The sequence below is a fragment of the Streptosporangium pseudovulgare genome (assembly GCF_014648055.1).
GTDB classification, from domain to species: domain Bacteria; phylum Actinomycetota; class Actinomycetes; order Streptosporangiales; family Streptosporangiaceae; genus Streptosporangium; species Streptosporangium pseudovulgare.
The window spans coordinates 28,384-48,402 of record NZ_BMQJ01000028.1 but is presented as its reverse complement, the minus strand read 5'-3'; the positions used below and the strand labels follow the sequence as shown (position 1 = coordinate 48,402).

17 protein-coding genes are annotated in these 20,019 nt (G+C 72.9%); 9 read left to right on the top strand and 8 right to left on the bottom strand.

Annotation, left to right across the window (positions count from 1 at the left end; translation table 11 throughout):
- Window positions 1-118: 118 nt before the first annotated feature.
- Entirely contained in the window at window positions 119-847 is a 729-nt protein-coding gene (gene cobF / locus IEZ10_RS35070; RefSeq protein WP_189250812.1) for a precorrin-6A synthase (deacetylating), read from the top strand.
- A 73-nt stretch (window positions 848-920) separates the two neighbouring features.
- On the opposite strand, the gene IEZ10_RS35065 is transcribed toward cobF, so the two are convergent.
- Genes IEZ10_RS35065 through kdpF form a run of 6 tightly spaced genes read right to left on the bottom strand, consistent with a single transcriptional unit; the run spans window position 921 to window position 8,883 of the window.
- On the bottom strand, window positions 921-1,589 hold the full coding sequence (locus IEZ10_RS35065; protein ID WP_189250811.1) for a response regulator: 669 nt from the start codon (window positions 1,587-1,589) through the stop codon (window positions 921-923).
- Window positions 1,586-4,144, bottom strand: coding sequence for a DUF4118 domain-containing protein (locus tag IEZ10_RS35060; RefSeq protein WP_189250836.1), 2,559 nt, complete (start codon window positions 4,142-4,144; stop codon window positions 1,586-1,588). Before IEZ10_RS35060 ends, IEZ10_RS35065 begins: the two co-directional genes overlap by 4 nt.
- A gap of 8 nt (window positions 4,145-4,152) precedes the next feature.
- Window positions 4,153-5,022: a potassium-transporting ATPase subunit C gene (locus tag IEZ10_RS35055; RefSeq protein WP_189250810.1), complete on the bottom strand. Its 870-nt coding sequence runs from the start codon at window positions 5,020-5,022 to the stop codon at window positions 4,153-4,155.
- On the bottom strand, window positions 5,023-7,146 hold the full coding sequence (kdpB, locus tag IEZ10_RS35050) for a potassium-transporting ATPase subunit KdpB (RefSeq protein ID WP_189250809.1): 2,124 nt from the start codon (window positions 7,144-7,146) through the stop codon (window positions 5,023-5,025).
- Window positions 7,143-8,792, bottom strand: coding sequence for a potassium-transporting ATPase subunit KdpA (gene kdpA, locus IEZ10_RS35045; RefSeq protein ID WP_189250808.1), 1,650 nt, complete (start codon window positions 8,790-8,792; stop codon window positions 7,143-7,145). The genes kdpB and kdpA overlap by 4 nt, the downstream gene beginning before the upstream one ends.
- A gap of 1 nt (window position 8,793) precedes the next feature.
- A complete protein-coding gene (gene kdpF, locus IEZ10_RS35040; protein ID WP_189250807.1) occupies window positions 8,794-8,883 on the bottom strand; it encodes a K(+)-transporting ATPase subunit F in 90 nt (29 codons plus the stop codon).
- A gap of 348 nt (window positions 8,884-9,231) precedes the next feature.
- Between kdpF and IEZ10_RS35030 the strand changes: the two genes are divergently transcribed.
- Window positions 9,232-11,499 carry a sensor histidine kinase gene (locus IEZ10_RS35030; RefSeq protein ID WP_189250806.1) on the top strand — a complete coding sequence of 756 codons (2,268 nt, stop codon included), beginning with the start codon at window positions 9,232-9,234 and terminating at the stop codon, window positions 11,497-11,499.
- Between the two features lie 109 nt (window positions 11,500-11,608).
- Here the strand turns inward: IEZ10_RS35030 and IEZ10_RS35025 are convergent, their stop codons facing one another.
- Window positions 11,609-12,217: a response regulator transcription factor gene (locus tag IEZ10_RS35025; RefSeq protein ID WP_189250805.1), complete on the bottom strand. Its 609-nt coding sequence runs from the start codon at window positions 12,215-12,217 to the stop codon at window positions 11,609-11,611.
- A gap of 98 nt (window positions 12,218-12,315) precedes the next feature.
- Between IEZ10_RS35025 and IEZ10_RS35020 the strand changes: the two genes are divergently transcribed.
- The 5 genes from IEZ10_RS35020 (at window position 12,316) to IEZ10_RS35000 (ending at window position 17,914) form a co-directional block, all read left to right on the top strand.
- On the top strand, window positions 12,316-13,047 hold the full coding sequence (locus IEZ10_RS35020; protein ID WP_189250804.1) for an ABC transporter ATP-binding protein: 732 nt from the start codon (window positions 12,316-12,318) through the stop codon (window positions 13,045-13,047).
- Entirely contained in the window at window positions 13,047-15,497 is a 2,451-nt protein-coding gene (locus IEZ10_RS35015) for an ABC transporter permease (RefSeq protein ID WP_189250803.1), read from the top strand. The genes IEZ10_RS35020 and IEZ10_RS35015 overlap by 1 nt, the downstream gene beginning before the upstream one ends.
- Window positions 15,498-15,680: 183 nt before the next feature.
- A complete protein-coding gene (locus IEZ10_RS35010) occupies window positions 15,681-16,634 on the top strand; it encodes an LLM class F420-dependent oxidoreductase (RefSeq protein ID WP_189250802.1) in 954 nt (317 codons plus the stop codon).
- A 169-nt stretch (window positions 16,635-16,803) separates the two neighbouring features.
- The gene (locus IEZ10_RS35005) at window positions 16,804-17,145 is read left to right on the top strand and encodes a hypothetical protein (protein WP_229811959.1); all 342 of its coding nucleotides are present in this window, start codon (window positions 16,804-16,806) and stop codon (window positions 17,143-17,145) included.
- A gap of 94 nt (window positions 17,146-17,239) precedes the next feature.
- Window positions 17,240-17,914 carry a DUF6766 family protein gene (locus IEZ10_RS35000; RefSeq protein ID WP_189250800.1) on the top strand — a complete coding sequence of 225 codons (675 nt, stop codon included), beginning with the start codon at window positions 17,240-17,242 and terminating at the stop codon, window positions 17,912-17,914.
- 242 nt (window positions 17,915-18,156) lie between these two features.
- Here IEZ10_RS35000 and IEZ10_RS34995 read toward each other — a convergent pair whose 3' ends face one another.
- Window positions 18,157-18,699, bottom strand: coding sequence for a cysteine hydrolase family protein (locus IEZ10_RS34995; protein WP_189250799.1), 543 nt, complete (start codon window positions 18,697-18,699; stop codon window positions 18,157-18,159).
- A 99-nt stretch (window positions 18,700-18,798) separates the two neighbouring features.
- Here IEZ10_RS34995 and IEZ10_RS34990 point away from each other — a divergent pair, with 99 nt between their 5' ends.
- Together IEZ10_RS34990 and IEZ10_RS34985 are read left to right on the top strand one after the other, a co-directional pair.
- Window positions 18,799-19,215, top strand: a complete 417-nt coding sequence (locus tag IEZ10_RS34990) for a CBS domain-containing protein (RefSeq protein WP_189250798.1) — start codon at window positions 18,799-18,801, stop codon at window positions 19,213-19,215.
- 185 nt (window positions 19,216-19,400) lie between these two features.
- Window positions 19,401-20,009 carry a hypothetical protein gene (locus IEZ10_RS34985; RefSeq protein ID WP_189250797.1) on the top strand — a complete coding sequence of 203 codons (609 nt, stop codon included), beginning with the start codon at window positions 19,401-19,403 and terminating at the stop codon, window positions 20,007-20,009.
- The last annotated feature ends 10 nt before the right edge of the window (window positions 20,010-20,019 follow it).

The following is a 20,019-nucleotide window of genomic DNA, read 5'->3' as shown; positions in this document are numbered from 1 at the left end:
CGCGCGCGTGGTCCGGATTCCCGGTGCCGTCCGGGCCGCGGCCGACCAGGTTCACATGACTCCTTGAGGCTGATAGCAGGAAATATCGTACAAGTCGTCGCGTGGCAGACTGTGGGCCGTGAAGCGGCTACTGATCATCGGAATCGGCGCGGGCGACCCCGACCATCTCACCATCCAGGCCGCCAAGGCCATCGCCGCCACCGACGTGTTCTTCGTCATCGGCAAGGGCGAGGAGAAGGACGACCTGGTACGGCTGCGCAGGGACCTCATCGAGGAGCACGGCCGCCCGCCGTACCGGATCGTCGAGGGCCGCGACCCCGAGAGGGACCGGACCGCGGCCGCCTACGCCGAGGCCGTCGAGGACTGGCGCGCCCGGCGGGCCGCGCTCTACGAGCGGATGATCGACGACTCCCTGGCCGACGGCGAGACCGGCGCCTTCCTCGTCTGGGGCGACCCCGGCGTCTACGACAGCACCCTGGCCATCCTGGAGCGGCTGCCCTTCCCCTTCGAGGTCGTCCCCGGCATCAGCGCCGTCTCCGCCCTGACCGCCCGCCACCGCACCACCCTCACCAGCGTCGCCAGGCCCGTGCACATCACCACCGGCCGCCGCCTCGCCGAGGAGGGGCCGACCGCGGACGACATGGTCGTCATGCTCGACGCCCGCTGCGCCTTCTCGGGCCTGGACGACTTCCACATCTACTGGGGCGCCTACCTCGGAACCGACGACGAGATCCTGGTGGAGGGACCGGTGGGAGAGGTCGGCGACCGGATCCGCGAGCTGCGGGCCGAGGCGCGGGCCCGGAAGGGCTGGATCATGGACACGTACCTGCTGCGCCGCCGCGCCTGACGAACGCGGCCCGGATCCCCGCGCCGCCCCGACCCGTCCCCGCCCGGTGTCCCGGGCGCGGCGCGGGCGGCGGTCAGGGGTGGAAGCGGTAGCCCATGCCCGGTTCGGTGATCAGGTGGACGGGACGCGCCGGGTCCCTCTCCAGCTTGCGGCGGAGCTGGGCCAGGTACTGGCGCAGGTAGTTCGTCTCCCTGACGTAGTTCTCGCCCCAGACCTCGGCCAGCAGCTGCCGCTGGCTGACCAGCTTGCCGGGGTTGCGCACCAGGATCTCCAGCAGGTGCCACTCGGTGGGCGTCAGCCGCGTCCCGCCGGAGACGGTCTTGCCGCTCAGGTCGACCACGTGGTCGCCGATCCGGACGCTGGCCGGCTCGGCCTCCCGTACGGCGGAGCGGCGCGAGACCGCCCGGACGCGGGCGAGGAGCTCGTCGATGCCGAAGGGCTTGGTGACGTAGTCGTCGGCCCCGGCGTCCAGCGCGTCGATCTTGTCCTGGCTGCCGGCGCGGCCGGACAGCACGATGATCGGGATGCTGGTCCAGCCGCGCAGGCCGCAGATGACGTCCACGCCGTCGATGTCGGGCAGGCCGAGATCGAGGATGACCAGGTCGGGGTGCCAGTCGGCGGCCTGCCGCAGCGCCGAGCCGCCGTCGGCGGCGACCGCGACCTCGTAGTGACGGGCGACGAGGTTGATCCGCAGGGCCCGCAGGAGCTGGGGCTCGTCGTCGACGACGAGGATCCGGGTCACGACGGTGCCCGCACGGCCTGCGCCCGCGAGGAGACGGGCATTCTCAGAATCATGGTCAGGCCTCCCCCCGGTGTCTCCTCAGGCGTGAGGGTACCTCCCATGGCCTCGGCCAGGCCGCGGGAGAGCGCGAGCCCCAGCCCGACGCCGGTGTGGTTGTCGCGGTCGCCGAGACGCTGGAACGGCATGAAGACCCGCTCGTACGCCTCCGGCGGGATGCCGGGGCCGCGGTCGACGACGCGGATCTCGACGTGGTCGCCGTGCGGGCCGGCGGTGATCAGCGTCTTCTCGCCGGGCGGGCTGTAGCGGACGGCGTTGGCCATCAGGTTGACCAGCACCCGCTCCAGCAGGGCCGGGTCGGCGACGATCTCGGGGAGGTCCACCGGGATGTCGCCCTCGACGCCGTCGCGGAGCGGGCCGAGGTCGTCGACCGCCCGGGGCACGACCTCCTCCAGCCCGACGGGCTGCAGCATCAGGCCGAGGACCCCGGCCTGCAGGCGGCTCATGTCGAGGAGGTTCGCGACGAGCCGGTCCAGCCTGATCAGGGACTCGTCGGCGGTGGCCAGCAGTTCCTCCCGGTCCTCGGGCGACCAGTCGATCTCGGTGTTGCGCAGGCTCTCGACCGCGGCCCTGGCCGAGGCGAGGGGGCTGCGCAGGTCGTGGCTGACCGCGGCGAGCAGCGCGGTGCGCATCCGGTCGGCCTCGGCCAGCGGCCTGGCCCGCTCGGCCTCCTCGCGGAGCCGCTCCTGGCGCAGCGCCACGGCCGTCTCGGCGGCGAACGCCTCCAGCACGCGGCGGTCGGCCGCCTGGAGCAGCCTGCCGGAGGCGACGAGGGAGAGGTCGTCGTCGATGACCACGTCGGTGTCGGCGACGGCCGGGCACGTGCAGGGCGGGCCGCCCGTGGTGGCGACGATCCGCCACGCCTCCGGGTCACCCTGGTCGTCGGGCACCTGCCGCGCCTCGGGCCGCCGTTCGAGCAGCGTCACCGACTCCAGGCCGAAGGTCTCCCGGATGCGCGCCAGCAGCGACGGCACGGCGGCCTCGCCGCGCAGGACGTGCCCGGCCATCGTCGCCAGGATCTCGGCCTCCGCCCCGGCCCGCGCGGCCTCCCTGGTACGGCGGGCCGCGAGGTCGACGATGGCGCTCACCGCCGCCGCGACCAGGACGAAGACGACCAGGGCGAAGAGGTTCTCCAGGGCGTGGATCGTCAGGGTGTGGATCGGCGGGGTGAAGAAGTAGTTCAGCAGCAGCGAGCCCAGCACCGCCGCCGTGATGGCCGGCCACATTCCGCCGACGAGCGCGACACCGACGACCGCCGTCAGGAACAGCAGGATCTCGCTGGGCAGCGCCAGCCGGTCCCGGAACGGGACGAGCACCGCGGTGAGCGCCGGCATGCCGGCGATCGTGATCGCCCAGCCGATCAGCCGGCGCGTCCGGGTCAGCACGCCGTCCGACCGAGCCCTGCCGCGGCGGCCCTTCTTCACCTCGGCGTGGGGGATCATGTGGACGTCGATGGAGCCGGACCGCGCGGTGGTCTCCACGCCCACCCCGCGGGAGAGGATCTGCGCGAACCGGCCGCGGCGGGAGGCGCCGAGCACCAGCTGGGTGGCGTTGACGCCGCGGGCGAAGTCGAGCAGCGCCCGGGGCACGTCGTCGCCGACGACCTGGTGGTAGGTGCCGCCGAGGTCCTCCACCAGCGTGCGCTGGCGGGCCAGGCCGGCCGGGTCCGCGCCGGTCAGGCCGTCGCCGCGGACCACGTGGACGGCCAGCAGGTCGGCGCCCTTGGTGCGCGCGGCGACCCGGGCGGCCCGCCGGATGAGCGTCTCGCCCTCCGGACCGCCGGTCAGCGCGACGACGACCCGCTCACGCGTCTCCCAGGTGCCCTCGATGCCGTGCTCGGCGCGGTAGCGGTCGAGCTGCTCGTCCACCTTTCCCGCCACCCACAGCAGCGCCAGCTCGCGCAGCGCGGTGAGGTTGCCGACCCGGAAGTAGTTCGCCAGGGCGGCGTCCACCTTCTCCGGGGCGTAGACGTTGCCGTGCGCCATCCGGCGGCGCAGCGCCTCGGGCGCCATGTCGACCAGCTCCACCTGGTCGGCCCGCCGTACCACCTCGTCCGGGACGGTCTCGCGCTGCGGGACGCCGGTGATCGCCTGGACGACGTCGTTGACCGACTCCAGGTGCTGGACGTTCACGGTGGAGACCACGTCGATGCCGGCGTCGAGGATCTCCTCGATGTCCTGCCAGCGCTTGGCGTTCCGCGACCCCGGAACATTGGTGTGGGCCAGCTCGTCGACCAGCGCGATCCTCGGGCGGCGGGCGACGACCGCGTCGGTGTCGAGCTCGGTGAAGCGGGTCCCCCGGTGGAACAGGACCTTGCGGGGGATCATCTCCAGGTCGTCGAGCAGCTCGGCGGTGCGGGGACGGTCGTGGGTCTCCACCAGGCCCACGACCACGTCCTGCCCGCGTTCCCGCCTGCGCCGACCCTCGGCGAGCATCGCGTACGTCTTCCCGACGCCGGGAGCGGCGCCCAGGTAGATCCGCAACCGCCCGCGTGGCACGTCGATCACTACTCCTCGTCGAGGGCCAGGTTGAGCCGGAGCACGTTCACCGCCGGTTCGCCCATGAAGCCCAGCGCGCGTCCCGTGGTGTACTCGTCGATGAGTGCCTTCACCTTATCCACGGGGATGCCGCGCTCCCTGGCGACCCGGGGCGCCTGCAGCTCGGCGTAGGCCACCGAGATGTGCGGGTCGAGGCCCGAGCCGCTCGCGGTGACCGCGTCCGCCGGTACGGCGGGCGTCCCCGCCCCGCCCCGCACCGGGACGGTACGGCCGGCCGAGTAGTCCTCGCCGGGCCTGCCGCACTCCACCCTGACACCACGGTAGACCGCGACGAACGGCGCGGCGGGACAGGCCTGGTTGACGCTGACCGCCCGGGTGGGCGTGCCGACGGCCGGGAAGACCTTGAGCACCGCGCCGACGCCGTCGGCCGTGCAGTACGGCCGGGCGCCGCTGACGCCCTCCAGCTCGCCGACCGCCTTCGACCGGGCGCAGACCTGGGTGAGCAGCGACCGCCGTCCCTCGTCGGGACCGCCCTCGGCGTCCTTGGCGCCGGGCACCGGCAGGGTGTCCACGACGTCCTCGGGCCCGAGGTTGCTCGCCCCGGAGGCCAGCGGGTCGTAGCCGCCGGCCGACGGGCGGCTCTGGAAGTACCTCCCGACCGGGTCGCCGTGGGCGTCGGTGAAGCTCTGGCCGATGGCGGCGCTGCCGACGGGCCGGCCGTTCCGTTCGATCAGTGACCCGTCGGCCCTGTCGCCGAGCAGGACCTGGGCGACGCCGGTCACCGCGAGCGGGTAGGCGAGGCCCAGCAGGACGGTCAGGACGACGACCGCGCGGACGGCGGCGAGGTGCTGGCGGATCCAGCCTGGCATGCGTTCCATTTAAGACATCCCCGGAAGGAACTGGATGAGGAGATCGATGATCTTGATTCCGGCGAACGGGGCGACGATGCCGCCCAGGCCGTAGACGTAGAGGTTGCGGGAGAGCAGCTTCGACGCGCTGGACGGCCGGTACCGCACGCCCCGCAGGGCCAGCGGGATCAGCGCCACGATCACGGTCGCGTTGAAGACGACCGCGGACAGGATCGCCGACTGCGGACTCGCCAGGCGCATGACGTTGAGCGCGTCCAGGCCCGGGTACACCGCGGCGAACATCGCGGGGATGATCGCGAAGTACTTGGCGATGTCGTTGGCGATCGAGAAGGTGGTCAGCGCGCCCCGGGTGATGAGGAGCTGCTTGCCGATCTCGACGATCTCGATGAGCTTGGTCGGGTTGGAGTCGAGGTCGACCATGTTGCCGGCCTCCTTGGCGGCCGACGTGCCGGTGTTCATGGCCACGCCGACGTCCGCCTGGGCGAGCGCGGGGGCGTCGTTGGTGCCGTCGCCGGTCATGGCGACCAGCCGGCCGCCCTCCTGCTCCTTCCTGATCAGGGCGAGCTTGTCCTCGGGCGTCGCCTCGGCCAGGAAGTCGTCGACCCCGGCCTCGTCGGCGATCGCCCTGGCGGTCAGTGGGTTGTCGCCGGTGATCATGACGGTGCGGATGCCCATCCGGCGCATCTCGTCGAACCGCTCCCGCATGCCCTGCTTGACCACGTCCTTGAGGTGGACGACGCCGAGCACGTGGTCCCTGTCGGCCACCACCAGCGGGGTGCCGCCCGAGCCGGAGATGCCGTCCACGATGTGGCCGACCTCGTCCGTCGGGTGGCCGCCGTTGTCGCGGACCCACTTCATCACGGCGGTCGCGGCGCCCTTGCGGATCTCCCGGCCGTCGAGGTCGACGCCCGACATGCGGGTCTGCGCGGTGAACGGCACCCACTTGGCGTTGACCAGCTCGCCCGGTCCGCGCTCGCGCAGGCCGTACGCGTCCTTGGCGTAGACCACGATCGAGCGGCCCTCGGGGGTCTCGTCGGCGAGACTGGACAGCTGTGCCGCCTCGGCCAGCGCCTCCTCGGTCACGCCCGTCACCGGGACGAACTCCGCCGCCTGGCGGTTGCCCAGCGTGATCGTGCCGGTCTTGTCCAGCAGCAGCGTGCCGACGTCGCCCGCGGCTTCGACCGCGCGGCCCGACATGGCCAGCACGTTGCGCTGGACCAGCCGGTCCATGCCGGCGATGCCGATGGCCGACAGCAGCGCGCCGATCGTCGTCGGGATGAGGCAGACCAGCAGTGAGACGAGCACGACGCCGGTGACGCCGTCGCCGGTCAGCGCGAGGGAGTCGGGCACGCCCGGGTTGATGTTCTTGGAGTGGATCGCGAACGACTGCATGGTGACGGTGGCGACCAGGAAGATGATCGTCAGCGCGGCCAGCAGGATGTTGAGCGCGATCTCGTTCGGCGTCTTCTGCCGGTCGGCGCCCTCGACCAGGGCGATCATCCGGTCGACGAAGCTCTCGCCGGGCTTCTGGGTGATCCGCACGATGATCTTGTCTGAGAGCACCTTGGTGCCGCCGGTCACCGCGGAGCGGTCGCCGCCGGACTCCCGGATGACGGGCGCGGACTCGCCGGTGATGGCCGACTCGTCCACCGAGGCGATGCCCTCGACGACGTCGCCGTCACCGGGGATGATCTCCCCGGCCTCGACGACGACGAAGTCGTCCTGCCTCAGCTCCGGGGCGCCGACGACGTCCCACTCGGCGGAGTCGCGGCTCCTGAGCCTGCGGGCGGTCGTGTCGCGCTTGGCCGCGCGCAGCGTCGCCGCCTGGGCCTTGCCCCGGCCCTCGGCGACCGCCTCGGCCAGGTTGGCGAAGATCACGGTCAGCCAGAGCCACACCACGATGGCCCAGGCGAAGAACGACGGGTCCAGGATCGCCAGGACGGTGGTGAGCGCCGCGCCGATCTCCACGATCAGCATGACGGGGTTGCGCCAGAGGGTGGCGGGGTTCAGCTTGACCAGCGCGCTGGGCAGCGAGACGAGAAGCCGCCGGGGATCGAGCAGGCCGCCGCCGCCGACCCTGCCGTTCCGTCCGGGGGCCGCGCCGCGGGCCGGTGCGGGGACCTGGGTGGTCATGAGAGAAGTCCTTCTGCGATCGGCCCGAGCGCCAGGGCGGGGAGGAAGGTCAGGGCGACGAGGATGACCGTCACGCCGACGACCATGCCGACGAACTGCGGCCGGTGCGTGGGCAGGGTGCCCGCCGACTCGGGGACCGGGGTCTGCCGGGCCAGCGACCCGGCCAGTCCGAGCACGAAGATGATGGGCAGGAAACGGCCGAGCAGCATGCACAGGCCGAGCGCCACGTCGTACCAGGGAGTGTTGACGGTGAGACCGGCGAAGGCCGAGCCGTTGTTGTTCGACGCGCTGGTGAAGGCGTAGAGGACCTCGGAGAGGCCGTGCGGGCCGCCGTTCAGCAGGCCCGCCAGGCCCGCCTCGTTGCCCATGGCCAGCGCGGTGCCGACCAGGACGAGGATCGGCGTGACCAGGAAGTACATCGAGGCCAGCTTGATCTCGCGGGAGCCGATCTTCTTGCCGAGGTACTCGGGCGTGCGGCCCACCATCAGCCCGGCCACGAAGACCGTGATCACGGCTAGCACGAGCATGCCGTACAGGCCCGAGCCCACGCCGCCCGGCGCGACCTCGCCCAGCATCATGTTGAACATCGTCATCATGCCGCCGAACGGGGTGTAGGAGTCGTGGAAGGAGTCCACGGCGCCGGTGCTGGTCAGGGTGGTGGCGGCGGCGAAGGTGGCCGAGTCGGCGACGCCGAACCTGACCTCCTTGCCCTCCATCGCCGCGCCGACGGCCTGCGGGACGGTCGCGCCGCCCCCCAGCTCGAAGACGTTGGTCAGCGTGACGCTGACCAGGGCGATCGTCGCCATGACGGCGAGGATCGCGTAGCCCTGGCGGACCTGGCCGACCATCTTGCCGAAGGTGCGGGGGAGCGAGAACGGGATGACCAGGATCAGGAGGATCTCGAACCAGTTCGTCCAGCTCGTGCCGTTCTCGAAGGGGTGGGCGGAGTTGGCGTTGTAGAAGCCGCCGCCGTTGGTGCCGAGCTCCTTGATGACCTCCTGGCTGGCCACCGGGCCGCCGGTGACGCTCTGCGTGCCACCGGTCAGGGTGGTCAGCTCGTGCGGGGCGGCGAAGTTCTGCACCAGGCCGCCGGCCACCAGGACCAGCGCGCCGACGAACGCGATCGGCAGCAGGACGCGGACGGCGCCGCGCACCAGGTCCACCCAGAAGTTGCCGATGGTGTCGGTGTTCCGGCGGGCGAACCCGCGGACCAGGGCGATCGCCACGGCCATGCCGACCGCGGCCGAGACGAAGTTCTGCACGGCCAGGCCCGCCATCTGGACCAGGTGGCCCATGGTGGACTCGCCCGCGTAGGCCTGCCAGTTGGTGTTGGTGACGAAGCTGACCGCGGTGTTCCACGCGATGTGGTCGGTCACCGGGGGGAGGCCGAGGGAGAGCCAGAGCCTGTCCTGCAGGCGCTGCAGGCCGTACAGGACCAGGAGCGAGACGGCCGAGAAGGCCAGCAGGCTGCGCGCGTAGGCGCCCCAGCGCTGCTCGGTGCCGGGGCGGACGCCGATCAGCCGGTAGACCAGGCGCTCGGGCGGGGTGTGCCGGTCGCCGGTGTACACCCGGTACATGTAGTCGCCGAAAGGCTTGTGCACCAGGGCCAGCGTCAGGACGAGGGACGCGATGAACAGGGCCGCCATGTCAGAAACGCTCCGGGAAGAGCAGGGCGGCGACCATGAAGATCACCAGCACGACGGCGACCGCCAGACCGGTGGCGTTGACCGCGCTCACAGGCGCTCCACCGCCCTGACGATGAGCCCGAGGATCACGAACAACGCGATCGTCAGGGCGACGAAGACGATGTCGGCCATCTCCACTCCCGAGGGATTCGTTCAGTTGCTTCCGGCCGTCCGGACGGCGGCCATAGAACAAGGAAATCGCGGTGTTTGGGGGTTTTTAGGGCTCTTGACGGGTTCCATACGTTGTCTGCCGCGATATTGACGCGATCCGTACATTCGCCTCGGCGCGGGCGGTGGGGTGGCGCGGATGGTGGAGGCGGCGGGGGATGACGGCCGGGTGGCGGCCGGGCGGCGGGCTCGCCGTAGGCTTGCTCCGGTTCCAAGGCTCGGGGGGTTCGGGATGTCGCGGGTTCCGGTGCCACGCCTGGCGCGGGTGATCGCCGGCGTGGCGTTCGCCGGTTTCGCGGCCGTCTACGTCCTCGCGGGGTCACCGCTCGCCGCCGTGGCCTTCGGGCTCCAGCTCGTCCACGTGTCGCCCGGCCTGCGGCGGTTCAGACGGCCGTGGCTGCCGGCCGTACAGGCGCTGGTCTGCTACACGGCCGTGCTCGGCTTCGGCACCTCCGTCGGGATCCTGGGTTTCGTCGGCGGGTCCCTGCTGCTGACCCGCGCCTGGCCGCTGGCCGTGCCGGTGGCGGTCAGCGCCGCCGTCATCGGCCCGGCGGACTCGGTGATCAGCATGGTGCTCGTCTCGCTGGTGATCTGCGGCCTCACCCGGCTCGCCGAGCGGGTGGAGGAGGTGCACGCCGCCCGTCTGGCCCTGGCGATGGCGGCGGCGGCCGAGGAGCGGCTGCGCATCGCCGCCGAACTGAACGACGGCATCGGCCGGGGGCTCGCCGGGATCGCCGGGGGCGTCCGGCTCGCCCTCGACCGGCCGGAGAACGCCGGCGAGGTGCTCGGCGAGGTCGTCGGCGCCGCCCGCCGCTCGCTGGCCGACGCCAGGGCCGCCGCCGCCGGCTACCGCGCCACGTCCCTGACGCCCGAGGTGACGACGGCCCGGGCGATGCTGGCGGCGGTGGGCGCCGAGGTGGAGGTGCGGGCCGGACACACCGAGCCGCTCGGCCCGGCCGGCGCGCTGCTCGCGACCGTGCTGCGCGAGGTCGTGGTCGGGGCGGTACGGCAGAACACGGTCAGGAAGTGCCTGATCGAGACCGTCGCGGCACACGGGACGGTACGGCTGCGCGTCGTCCACGACGGCGCCCGCACGGCCGACGACGAGGGCCTCGCCGAGCCGGCCCGGCAGGCCGCGCTGGCGGGTGGCGACCTGTCGGCGGACCTGACGGCCGAGGGGTGGCTGACCGTCGAGACCGTGCTGCCCGCGCCGGCCGCGGACCAGGGGCCGTCCGCGCCCGCCGAGGACCCGCGCGCCTACCGGCTGTCCCTCGTGCTGCTGGTCGCCGTGCTGCTCGGGTTCTCGGCCAAGGCGCTGCTGGCCGTCCCCGCGCATCTGTTCGCGCCGGCCGCCGTCTGCCTCGCGGTGATCGTCGTCATGCAGGTCCGTTCGGTCAACGGGCGGCACATGGCCGCGCTCGCGGTGATGGCGCTGCTGGCCTTCGCGCCGATCCCGGTGTTCGGCAGGGCGTGGCTGGGCGTGCCCGGATTCCTCGCCGGCCCGGTCCTGCTCGCGTTCCCGGTGGCGGTGGCCTGGCCGTTGACCGGGTGCGTGGTGGCGGGCACGGCGGTCGCCGCGGTGCTGCTCGGCCTGCCGGTCCCGGTGACGGTCAACTTCACGGTGAGCACGCTGGTGACCGGGATGGTGGTGTACGGGCTGGTCAGGCTCGCCCAGCTGGTCAGGGAGCTGCGGGAGGCCAGGCAGGGGCTGGCCCGCTCCGCCGTGGTCGAGGAGCGCCTGCGCGCCGCCCGCGACCTGCACGACCTCCTCGGCTCCAGCCTGGCCGCGATCCTGCTCAGGTGCGAGCTGGCCAGGCGGCTGGACCCGGAGCGGGCCCGCGCGGAGCTGGCGGAGGTCCTGGTGATGACCGGGAAGGCCGAGGCGGACCTGCGGGTCGTCTCCGGTGAGCGCGCGGCGGTGTCGCTGGCGGACGAGGCGGAGACGGCGCGGTCGGTGCTGGCCGCCGCGGGGGTCCGCGCCGAGGTCTCCCTCGCGCACGGCGCGCTTCCCGGCGAGGTGGACGCCGTGCTGGGCACGGTGCTGCGGGAGGCGGTGACCAACGTGCTGCGGCACAGCGCGGCCCGGCACTGCGTGATCACGACGGAGGCGGAGGAGGGCGGCGTACGGCTCGGCGTGCGCAACGACGGCGCGGCCGGCGGGCGCGCCGTCGGCGCGAGCACGGGGGATGTACGGCCCGGCGCGCGTGACGACGGTACGGGTACGGGCGGCGCGCGCGGTGGCGGCGCGGGTACCGGTGGCGGCGCGGGTACGGGCGGTGCGCGCGGTGACGGTGCGGGCGGGGCCGGGGTCCGGCCGGGCTCGGCCGGGCTCGGCAACCTCACCACCCGCCTGGCGGCCCTGGGCGGGCGGCTCGGCACGGCGCGGGACGGCGACCGGTTCGAGCTGACGGCCTGGGCACCGGTCCCCCGGGACATGGCGGTCGTCGCGCCGTCCGCCGTCCCGGCCGGAGACGACCGCGCCGGGCGGGCACCGTACTGACCGAGGGCCGAGGGCCGAGGGCCGAGGGCCGAGGGCCGGTTCCGGGGACCGGGGTGCCGAGGGCCGGAAGCCGGTTCCGGGGCCGGTGGACGGCGCGACGGTGGACGGGTCAGATCCAGCCGGCCTCGGAGGCGATGCGGACGGCGTCGGTGCGGTTGCGGGCGTTGAGCTTGGCCACGATGGCGGTCAGGTAGTTGCGCACCGTTCCGGCCCCGAGGAAGAGCCGGGTCGCGATCTCGGCCGCGTCGGCGCCGCTCGCCGCCAGTCGCAGCACGTCGGCCTCCCGGGGGGTCAGCGGGTTGTCGGCCAGGTTCCAGGCGGTGACCGCGAGCGAGGGGTCGAGCACCCGCTGCCCCGCCGCGACCGCGCGGATCCCCGCGACCAGGTCCTCCGGCGGCGCGGTCTTCAGCAGGAAGCCGTCCACCTGGGCGCCGAGCGCGCGGCGCAGGTGGCCCGGCTTGCCGTGCCCGGTCAGCATGAGGGTGCGGCAGCCGGGCAGCCTCTCACGCAGTTCGGCGGCGGTGGCCAGGCCGTCGCGCGCACCGGGCATGTCGATGTCGAGCACCGCGACGTCCGGGCGGTGGACCAGGGCCGCGGAGAGGGCCGCGTCACCCGAGTCGACGGCGGCCACGATCTCCAGGTCCGGTTCGAGGCCGAGCAGTGCGACCAGGGCGCCCCTGATGACGTGCTGGTCCTCGGCGAGAATCACGCGGATCACAGGGATATGTCTACCAGTGTCCGGATCATGATGAGGTCATGACCGATCGGTGAGCACCTCCGTGGTCCGCGCCGCACCCCGCCGCCAGGGTTGAAGACATGACGGACGTGGTGCGGCTGGACGCGGTGAGCAAGGTGTACGGGAAGGGGCAGGGCGCGGTCGCGGCCCTGCGCGAGGTGTCGGTGGGGATCCCGCGCGGGAGCTTCACCGCGGTGATGGGACCTTCGGGGTCGGGCAAGAGCACGTTCCTGCACTGCGCGGCGGGACTGGACGTGCCGTCCTCGGGTTCGGTGCGGCTCGGCGGCACCGAGCTGTCCGGGATGAACGAGACGGCCCTGACCGAGCTGCGCAGGCAGCGGGTCGGCTTCGTGTTCCAGGCGTTCAACCTGATCCCGGCGCTCACCGTGGCGGAGAACATCACGCTGCCGCTGCGGCTGGCCGGAACGCGGGCGGACGGGGCGTGGCTGGACGAGGTCGTCTCCCGGGTGGGTCTGCGGGGGCGGACCGGCCACCGGCCCGCCCAGCTGTCCGGCGGCCAGCAGCAGCGGGTCGCCATCGCCCGGGCGCTGGTCACCCGGCCCGAGGTGGTGTTCGGCGACGAGCCGACCGGGGCGCTGGACACGATGACCGCCCGGGACGTGCTGACGCTGCTGCGGGAGATCGTGGACGGCACGGGGCAGACGGTGGTGATGGTCACCCACGACCCGGTGGCCGCCTCCTACGCCGACGCGGTGCTCTTCCTGGCGGACGGCCGGATCGTGGACTCCATGGCGGCCCCCACCTCCGAGAAGGTGGCCGAGCGGATGACCCGGCTGGGAGCGTGGGTGTGATGATCTCTCTGGCGATGAGGACGATCCGGCACCGCGGGGCCGCCTTCGCGGGCGCGTTCGTCGCCCTGCTCTGCGCCGCCGCGCTGGTCTGCGCCTGCGGCATGCTGCTGGAGACGGGGCTGCGCGGGAGCGTCGCCCCGGAGCGCTACGCGGGCACCCCGGTGGTCGTCACCGGTGACCGGTTCGCCCGCGAGACGATCAGCAAGTCGGCGGAGAAGACCAAGACCAAGGCCAAGCCGCTGGCCGAGCGGGCGTGGGTTCCGGTGTCCCTGGCCGAACGGCTGCGCCGCCTCCCCGGCGTCTCGCGGGTGGTCACCGAGGTGACGTTCCCCCTCTACGTCGCCGGCCGCCCCTTCGAGGGGCACGGCTGGGAGTCGGCGGCGCTGACCCCGTTCACCCTGAGCGCGGGCCGCGCGCCGCGGGCGGATGGAGAGGTGGCCGTGGAGGCCGGGGCGGGCCTGCGGCCCGGCGCGCGTGTGCCGGTGCGGACGCCGGCCGGTGACCGGACCTACCTGGTGACCGGTGTCACCGCCCAGGACCTGCCCGGCCGGGAGACGCTGTTCCTCTCTCCCGCCGAGGCCCGCCGCCTGGCCGGCCGGCCGGGCATGGTCAGCGCCGTCGGCGTCTTTCCGGCGGTGGACGTGTCCGCGGCGCTGCGCGAGGCCGCCGCGGCCCCCGGCGGCGTCCGGGCGCTCGCCGCCACCGGGGACGAGCGCGGTGTCGTGGAGTTCCCGGACGCCGAGCAGGCGAGGGTACGGCTGATCAGTCTCGGCGGCGCGCTCGGCGGCACCTCGCTGCTGGTGGCGATCCTCGTCGTCGTCGGCACGTCCGCGCTGTCCGTCCAGCAGCGCCAGCGGGAGATCGCCCTGCTGCGGGCCGTCGCGGCCACTCCCGGCCAGGTGCGGAAGATGCTGGGCGGCGAGGCGCTGCTGGTCGGCGCGGTGGCCGGGCTGGTCGGCGCGGCGGTCGGCATCGGCCTGGGATTCTGGCTGCGCTCCCGGTTCGTCGCGCTGGGCGCGATGCCGCCGAACCTGCGGCTGGTCGTCAGCCCGTTCCCGGCGTTCGCGGCGCTCGCGGCGACCGTGGCGGCGGCGTGGGCGGCGTCCCGGCTCTCGGCCCGCCGCGCCGTACGGATCCGCCCGGTGGAGGCACTGGGCGAGGTGACGCTGCCGGCCGCGCTGCTGCCGACGGGCAGGCTGGTCGCCGGGCTGCTGTGCGCCGGGGGCGGCGTCGCGCTGACGCTGGTGCTGTCGTCCCTGTCGACCGAGGCGGCGGCGAGCCCGGTCACCATGCTCACCGCGCTGGTGTGGACGGTCGCCGTGGCGCTGCTCGGCCCGCTGGTCGCGCGGGTGGCGGCCACCCTGGTCGGGGCGCCGCTGCGGGCCTTCCGGGCGAGCGGCCACCTGGCCGCGGCCAACCTGCGGGCCGGCGCGCCGCGCCTGGCCTCGATCATCACGCCGCTCAGCCTGATGGTGGCGATGACCTGCACGATCCTGTTCACGCAGACCACCGTGGAGGACGCCGCCCGGCGGGAGGCGGCGGCCGGCACCGTGGCCGGGCACGTCCTCGGCCCGCACCTGCCCTCCGGGGCGGCGGCGGCCATGCGCGGCCTCCCGGGCGTCGAGGCGGTCACCGAGGTGCTGCACACCTCGGTGCGGGTGGGCCTGGAGAAGTACGGCGCGCAGGGCGTCACCGGCGAGGGCCTCGGCAGGACCCTCGACCTGGGCGTGGTCGCCGGGCGGCTGGACGGCCTCGGCGAGGACGCGGTCGCGGTCAGCCGTACGGCGGCCGAACGGCTCGGCGTCCGGGTGGGCGGGAGGCTCCGTCTGACGCTCGGCGACGGAACCCCGGCCGACCTGCGCGTCACCGCGATCTACCACCGCGGGCTGGGGTTCGGCGACCTCACGCTCTCCCACGCGCTGGTGGCCCGGCACGTGGACGACCCGCTCGGCACCGCGCTGGTCTCGGCGCCCTCTCTGACCCGGGCGGATCTCGCGCGGGCCGTTCCCGGCACCGGTGTGGCGGAGACGGCCGGAGCCGCCTGGGCCGGCCCGGCGAACGCCGAGGTGAACTACGTCGCGATGGGCCTGATCATCGCGTTCACCGCGATCGCCGTGGTCAACACCCTGGCCATGTCCACCTCGGCGAGGTCACGCGAGCTGGCGCTGCTGCGCCTGGTCGGCACGACGCGGCGGCAGGCGCGCCGGATGCTCGGGCTGGAGACCCTGGTCGCGATCGCGGTCGCGGTGGCGCTGGGGACGGGCATCGCGCTGGTGACGCTCACGGCGTTCAGCACGGGCATGACGGGGTCGACGGCGCCGTACGTCCCGCCGCTCGGCTATCTCGCGGTGGTCGGCGCGGCCGCCCTGCTCGCCCTCGCGGCCACCGCGCTGCCGGCCCGCGTCGTCCTGGGCCGGCACCCGGCGGAGGCGGTCGGCGCGCGGGAGTAGGGACGGGAGCCCGGAACCCGGAGCCCGGACGGGCTCCGGGTTCCGGCGGTGGACCGGACGGGGGCAGGGCGGGGCAGGGCGGCCGCGGCCTGGCCCGGCCCGGCGTTTTCCCGGCCGATCCGTTTGTCCTCGTCAACCTGGGTATGGCCACTGATCTGGAACGAGGGCACCGAGGAGGCGGCGATGACCAGGTTCGGATACTTCCTCTCCTGCGAGGAACACGACCCCAGGGAACTGGTACGGCAGGCGAAGCTGGCCGAGCGGGCCGGTTTCGAGGGGCTGTGGATCTCCGACCACTACCATCCCTGGCTGGACGTGCAGGGGCAGAGCCCGTTCGTGTGGTCGGTCATCGGCGCCATCGCCGAGGCGACCTCGCTGCCGATCACCACGGCCGTCACCTGCCCGCTGGTCCGCATCCACCCGGCGATCATCGCCCAGGCCGCCGCCACCAGCGCCGTGCTCACCGGCGGCCGGTTCCGGCTGGGCGTCGGCACCGGCGAGGCGCTGAACGAGCACATCATCGAGTCCCGCTGGCCTCCGGCCTCCGAGCGGCTGGAGATGCTGGAGGAGGCGGTCGAGCTCATGCGGGAGCTGTGGTCGGGCAAGCTGGTCACCCACCGCGGTCTCCACTACGACGTCGACAACGCCCGCCTGTACACGCTGCCCGACAGCCCGCCGCCCGTCTACGTCTCCGGCTTCGGCAAGAAGTCGGTGGAGCTGGCCGGGCGGATCGGCGACGGGTACATCTGCACCGGTCCCGCGGCCGAGCTGGTGGAGCAGTTCCACAAGGCCGGCGGCGAGGGCAAGCCCACCCAGAGCGGCCTGAAGGTCTGCTACGCCACCGACGAGGCCGAGGCTCGCAAGACCGTGCACCGGCTCTGGCCGACCCAGGGCATCCAGGGGGAGGCGTCCCAGCTCCTGCCGCTGCCGCGGCACTTCGAGCAGCTCGCGGAGATGGTCACCGAGGAGCAGGCCACCGCCTCCACGCCCTGCGGTCCCGATCCCGAGAAGCACATCCAGTCGATCAAGGAATACGTGGACGCGGGCTTCGACGAGGTCTACATCAGCCAGATCGGTCCCGAGCAGGACGCCTTCTTCGACTTCTACGCCCGCGAGGTGCTGCCCCGCGTGCGCTGAGGCCGGCGGGCCCCCGGCCGGTCCGCCGGGGGCACGCGCCTCACATCCTTACGTTCCGGCGCGCGTACACGGCGTAGCCGTCCCGGGGTGACTTCTGGGAACGGAGGGGTAGAGGAAGCCGATGAACAGTCGAGCAATTTCATTGGCATTGATGTCATTAGTTGCGATTTTGACCGGTTGTTCCTCCGCCGAACGGGAAACCGCCGAGCAGGCGGCCACCCGTTTCTACGGCGCGGTGCACGACCGCCAGGGAGAGCAGGCGTGCTCGCTGCTGGCCCCCTCGGCGGCCGAGGGGCTGAGCACCGGCGGCCAGAGGTGCGCCAACGCCATCCTGGACCTCGAACTGCCCGGCGGACAGCCGGTGGACACCGCGGTCTGGGGCGACGAGGCGCAGGTACGGCTGTCACGGGACACCGTCTTCCTGCACAGGTTCCCCCAGGGCTGGCTGGTGCGCGGCGCGGGCTGCACGGCCCGAGGCGAGCTCCCCTACCGGTGCGAGGTGACGACCTGACATGCGCGTCATGTTCACCGTCACCCTGGTCCTGATCGGCATCGGCCTGGCCTATTTCCTCGTCATCGGCCTTCTGCAGCGTTAGGGAGGCGCCGTGAAGAACTTCGTCAAGAACAACGCCCTGAGCCTGTTCTTCCTCGCCGCGTTCCTGCTGTCCCTGGTGGGGCAGTCGTTCGCCGGGAACGCCGACGCCAACCAGCAGCGGCTCGCCGAGGGCGGCGCGCCGCTGTCGTGGGTGTCCTACGTGACCTCCTCCGACTTCACCGCCGACGTCGCGGAGAACTGGCAGTCGGAGTACCTCCAGTTCCTGCTGTTCATCCTCGCGACGGTCTGGCTGGTGCAGCGCGGCTCCACCGAGTCGAAGAAACCGGGCGAGGAGGGCGGCGAGAGCGACGCCGAGCAGAAGACGGGCCGGTACGCCGAGTCCGGCAGTCCCGCCTGGGCCGCCGCGGCCGGGTGGCGGCGGTCGCTGTACGGCAACTCCCTCGGCCTGGTGATGGGGGCCGTCTTCCTGCTGTCATGGCTCGGCCAGTCGGTGTCGGGTCAGGCCAGCTACAACGCCCAGCAGCTCGCGCAGCTGGAGGACCCGGTGAGCTGGGGCGAGTACGTCGTCTCGGCCGACTTCTGGAACCGCACACTGCAGAACTGGCAGTCGGAGTTCCTCGCCGTGCTGTCGATGGTCGTGCTCTCCGTCTACCTGCGCCAGCGCGGGTCGACGCAGTCCAAGCCCGTCGGGGCCGCCCACGACACGACCGGCGTCGAGGGGTGACGCCGCCCGAGGAGGACGCCTCCTCGGGCGGCACCGGGCCTTCACACCGGACTCTCACGCACTGGACCTTCACACCGGGCCTTCACACACCGGGCCTTCACACACCGGGCTTCACACACCGGGCTCACGCACCGGGCTCACACACCGGGCCTTCATGCACCGGACCCTCATGCACCGGGCTTTCACACATCGGGTTTCACCTGTCGGGCCTTTCACACACCGAACCGGCGCCGGAGAGGTCGTCAGACCTCCAGGCACCTTTCCCCCGCCACGACCTTCGCCCCCATGTTGCGCTCCATCATCCGCAGCGCGGCGTCCGCCAGGTCGGCGTGGATGCCGGCCACGCAGTCACGCGGGATCCTGATCGAGAAGTGCCGCACGTAGGCGTCGAGCGCGCTGTAGAGGACGCACTGCTCGGTGACCTGGCCGGCCAGCACCAGAGTCTCGACCTCCTCCCGGTGCAGCAGGTACTCCAGGGAGGTGCCGTAGAACGCGCTGTGGCGCACCTTCTGCAGGAAGGGTGCCTCCTTCGGGGGCAGCACCGGCTCGACCAGGTCGGGCCGCCGGCCCGAGAGCGCCCGCCCCGCGAGGTCGTCCCGGGTCACGGAGAAGTCCCCGTAGTTGTCGTTGACGTACACCAGCTCGACGTCATCGTGTTCGTGTGCCCGGCGCATCAGATCGGCCAGGGGTTCGACGATCCCGGCGACGTTCTCGGCGAGCGGTTCCGCATCCTGATGGTCGTAGGGGTTCAGCATGTCCACCACGACCAGCGCAATCTTTCCCATGCATCGCTTCTCTCCCTTTCCGCCCCGTTCATTCGGTCCCGGTTTCATCGGCGGGCTCCCGGGTAGCCGCAGAGGTTCCGGAGCACAGAAAGGAGCGAGATGACAACCGCACGCGAGATCATGACGCCGAGCGCCGAGTGCGTGAGGGCCGACGAGACCATGCTCGATGCCGCGGCCAAGATGGCTCGCCTCGACGTGGGCTCCCTGCCGATCTGCGGCACGGACGACCGGCTCAAGGGCATGCTGACCGACCGCGACATCGTGGTGAAGGTGCTGGCCCAGGGCAAGGACCCGAAGTCCTGCCGGGCCGGTGAGTTCGCCCAGGGTGAGGCGGTCACCATCGGCGCCGACGACGATGCCAGGGAGATCCTCGGCACGATGGCCAAGCACAAGGTCCGCCGCCTTCCGGTGATCGACGGACACAGGCTGGTCGGGATGGTCGCCCTGGCCGACGTGGCGCGGGCTCTGCCCGACGCGCCGGTGGGTGACCTGATGGACGCGGTCACCTCCGACTGACCCGCTGCCGGCGCCCCGGATCCTGCGTCTCCGGGGCGCCGGGTTCTTCACCGCCCGGGCCCGGCCGCCTGGGCTTTTTCATGCTCGCCGTACGGCGGGACGCGCGATTTCCGCTGGTCGACCATTCTCTACAAATGTCACTCTGCGTAGCGATTCATTACATAGTGGAGCGTACGCTGTTGGACATGGTCGTATCGATACGGCGGTGCATGCGGCGCGGAGGAATCCTCCGCGCGCTGTATCTGACCGTGCTCGGTGCCACCGTCCTGCTGCACCTCGTGCTGTGCTCCCACGCCCACTCGGCCCACGCCCACTCGGGCCACCATCATCGTCACGGGTTCCGGGCCGCCCTTTCCGGAGAGACGTGTCCCGGAGAGACCCGGAGCGCGACCGCCCGATCCCGGCCCACCGCCGAATCCCTCCCCGCACCGGCCACCGACTCCCCGACCGTCACCGACTTCCGGGCCACAGACCCCCGGACCGCGTCCGGCTTCCACGCGATCACCCGCCCTCGCGCCGTGTCCGGCGCGGTGGCGTACTGCGGCGGCACCCCGTGCCCCCTGCGACCCCTGCTGCCCGCGGGCGAGGACCACACGCTGTGCGGGGCGGCGGCCGGACCGTCGATCACCACCCTCCGCGTCCTGCTCCCCGCCGGCCGCGCCGCCGGCGACACCGCGGTCGCCGAGGTGGCCGCCGAAGCCCCGGCCGTTCCGGCGGCGCGGCGCTCCTCCCGTCCGGTCCGCCCGCTTCCCGGGGCGGCCCTGCTCCTGCTCAAGTCCGTTTCCCGGGTGTAGCCGGTCCGTC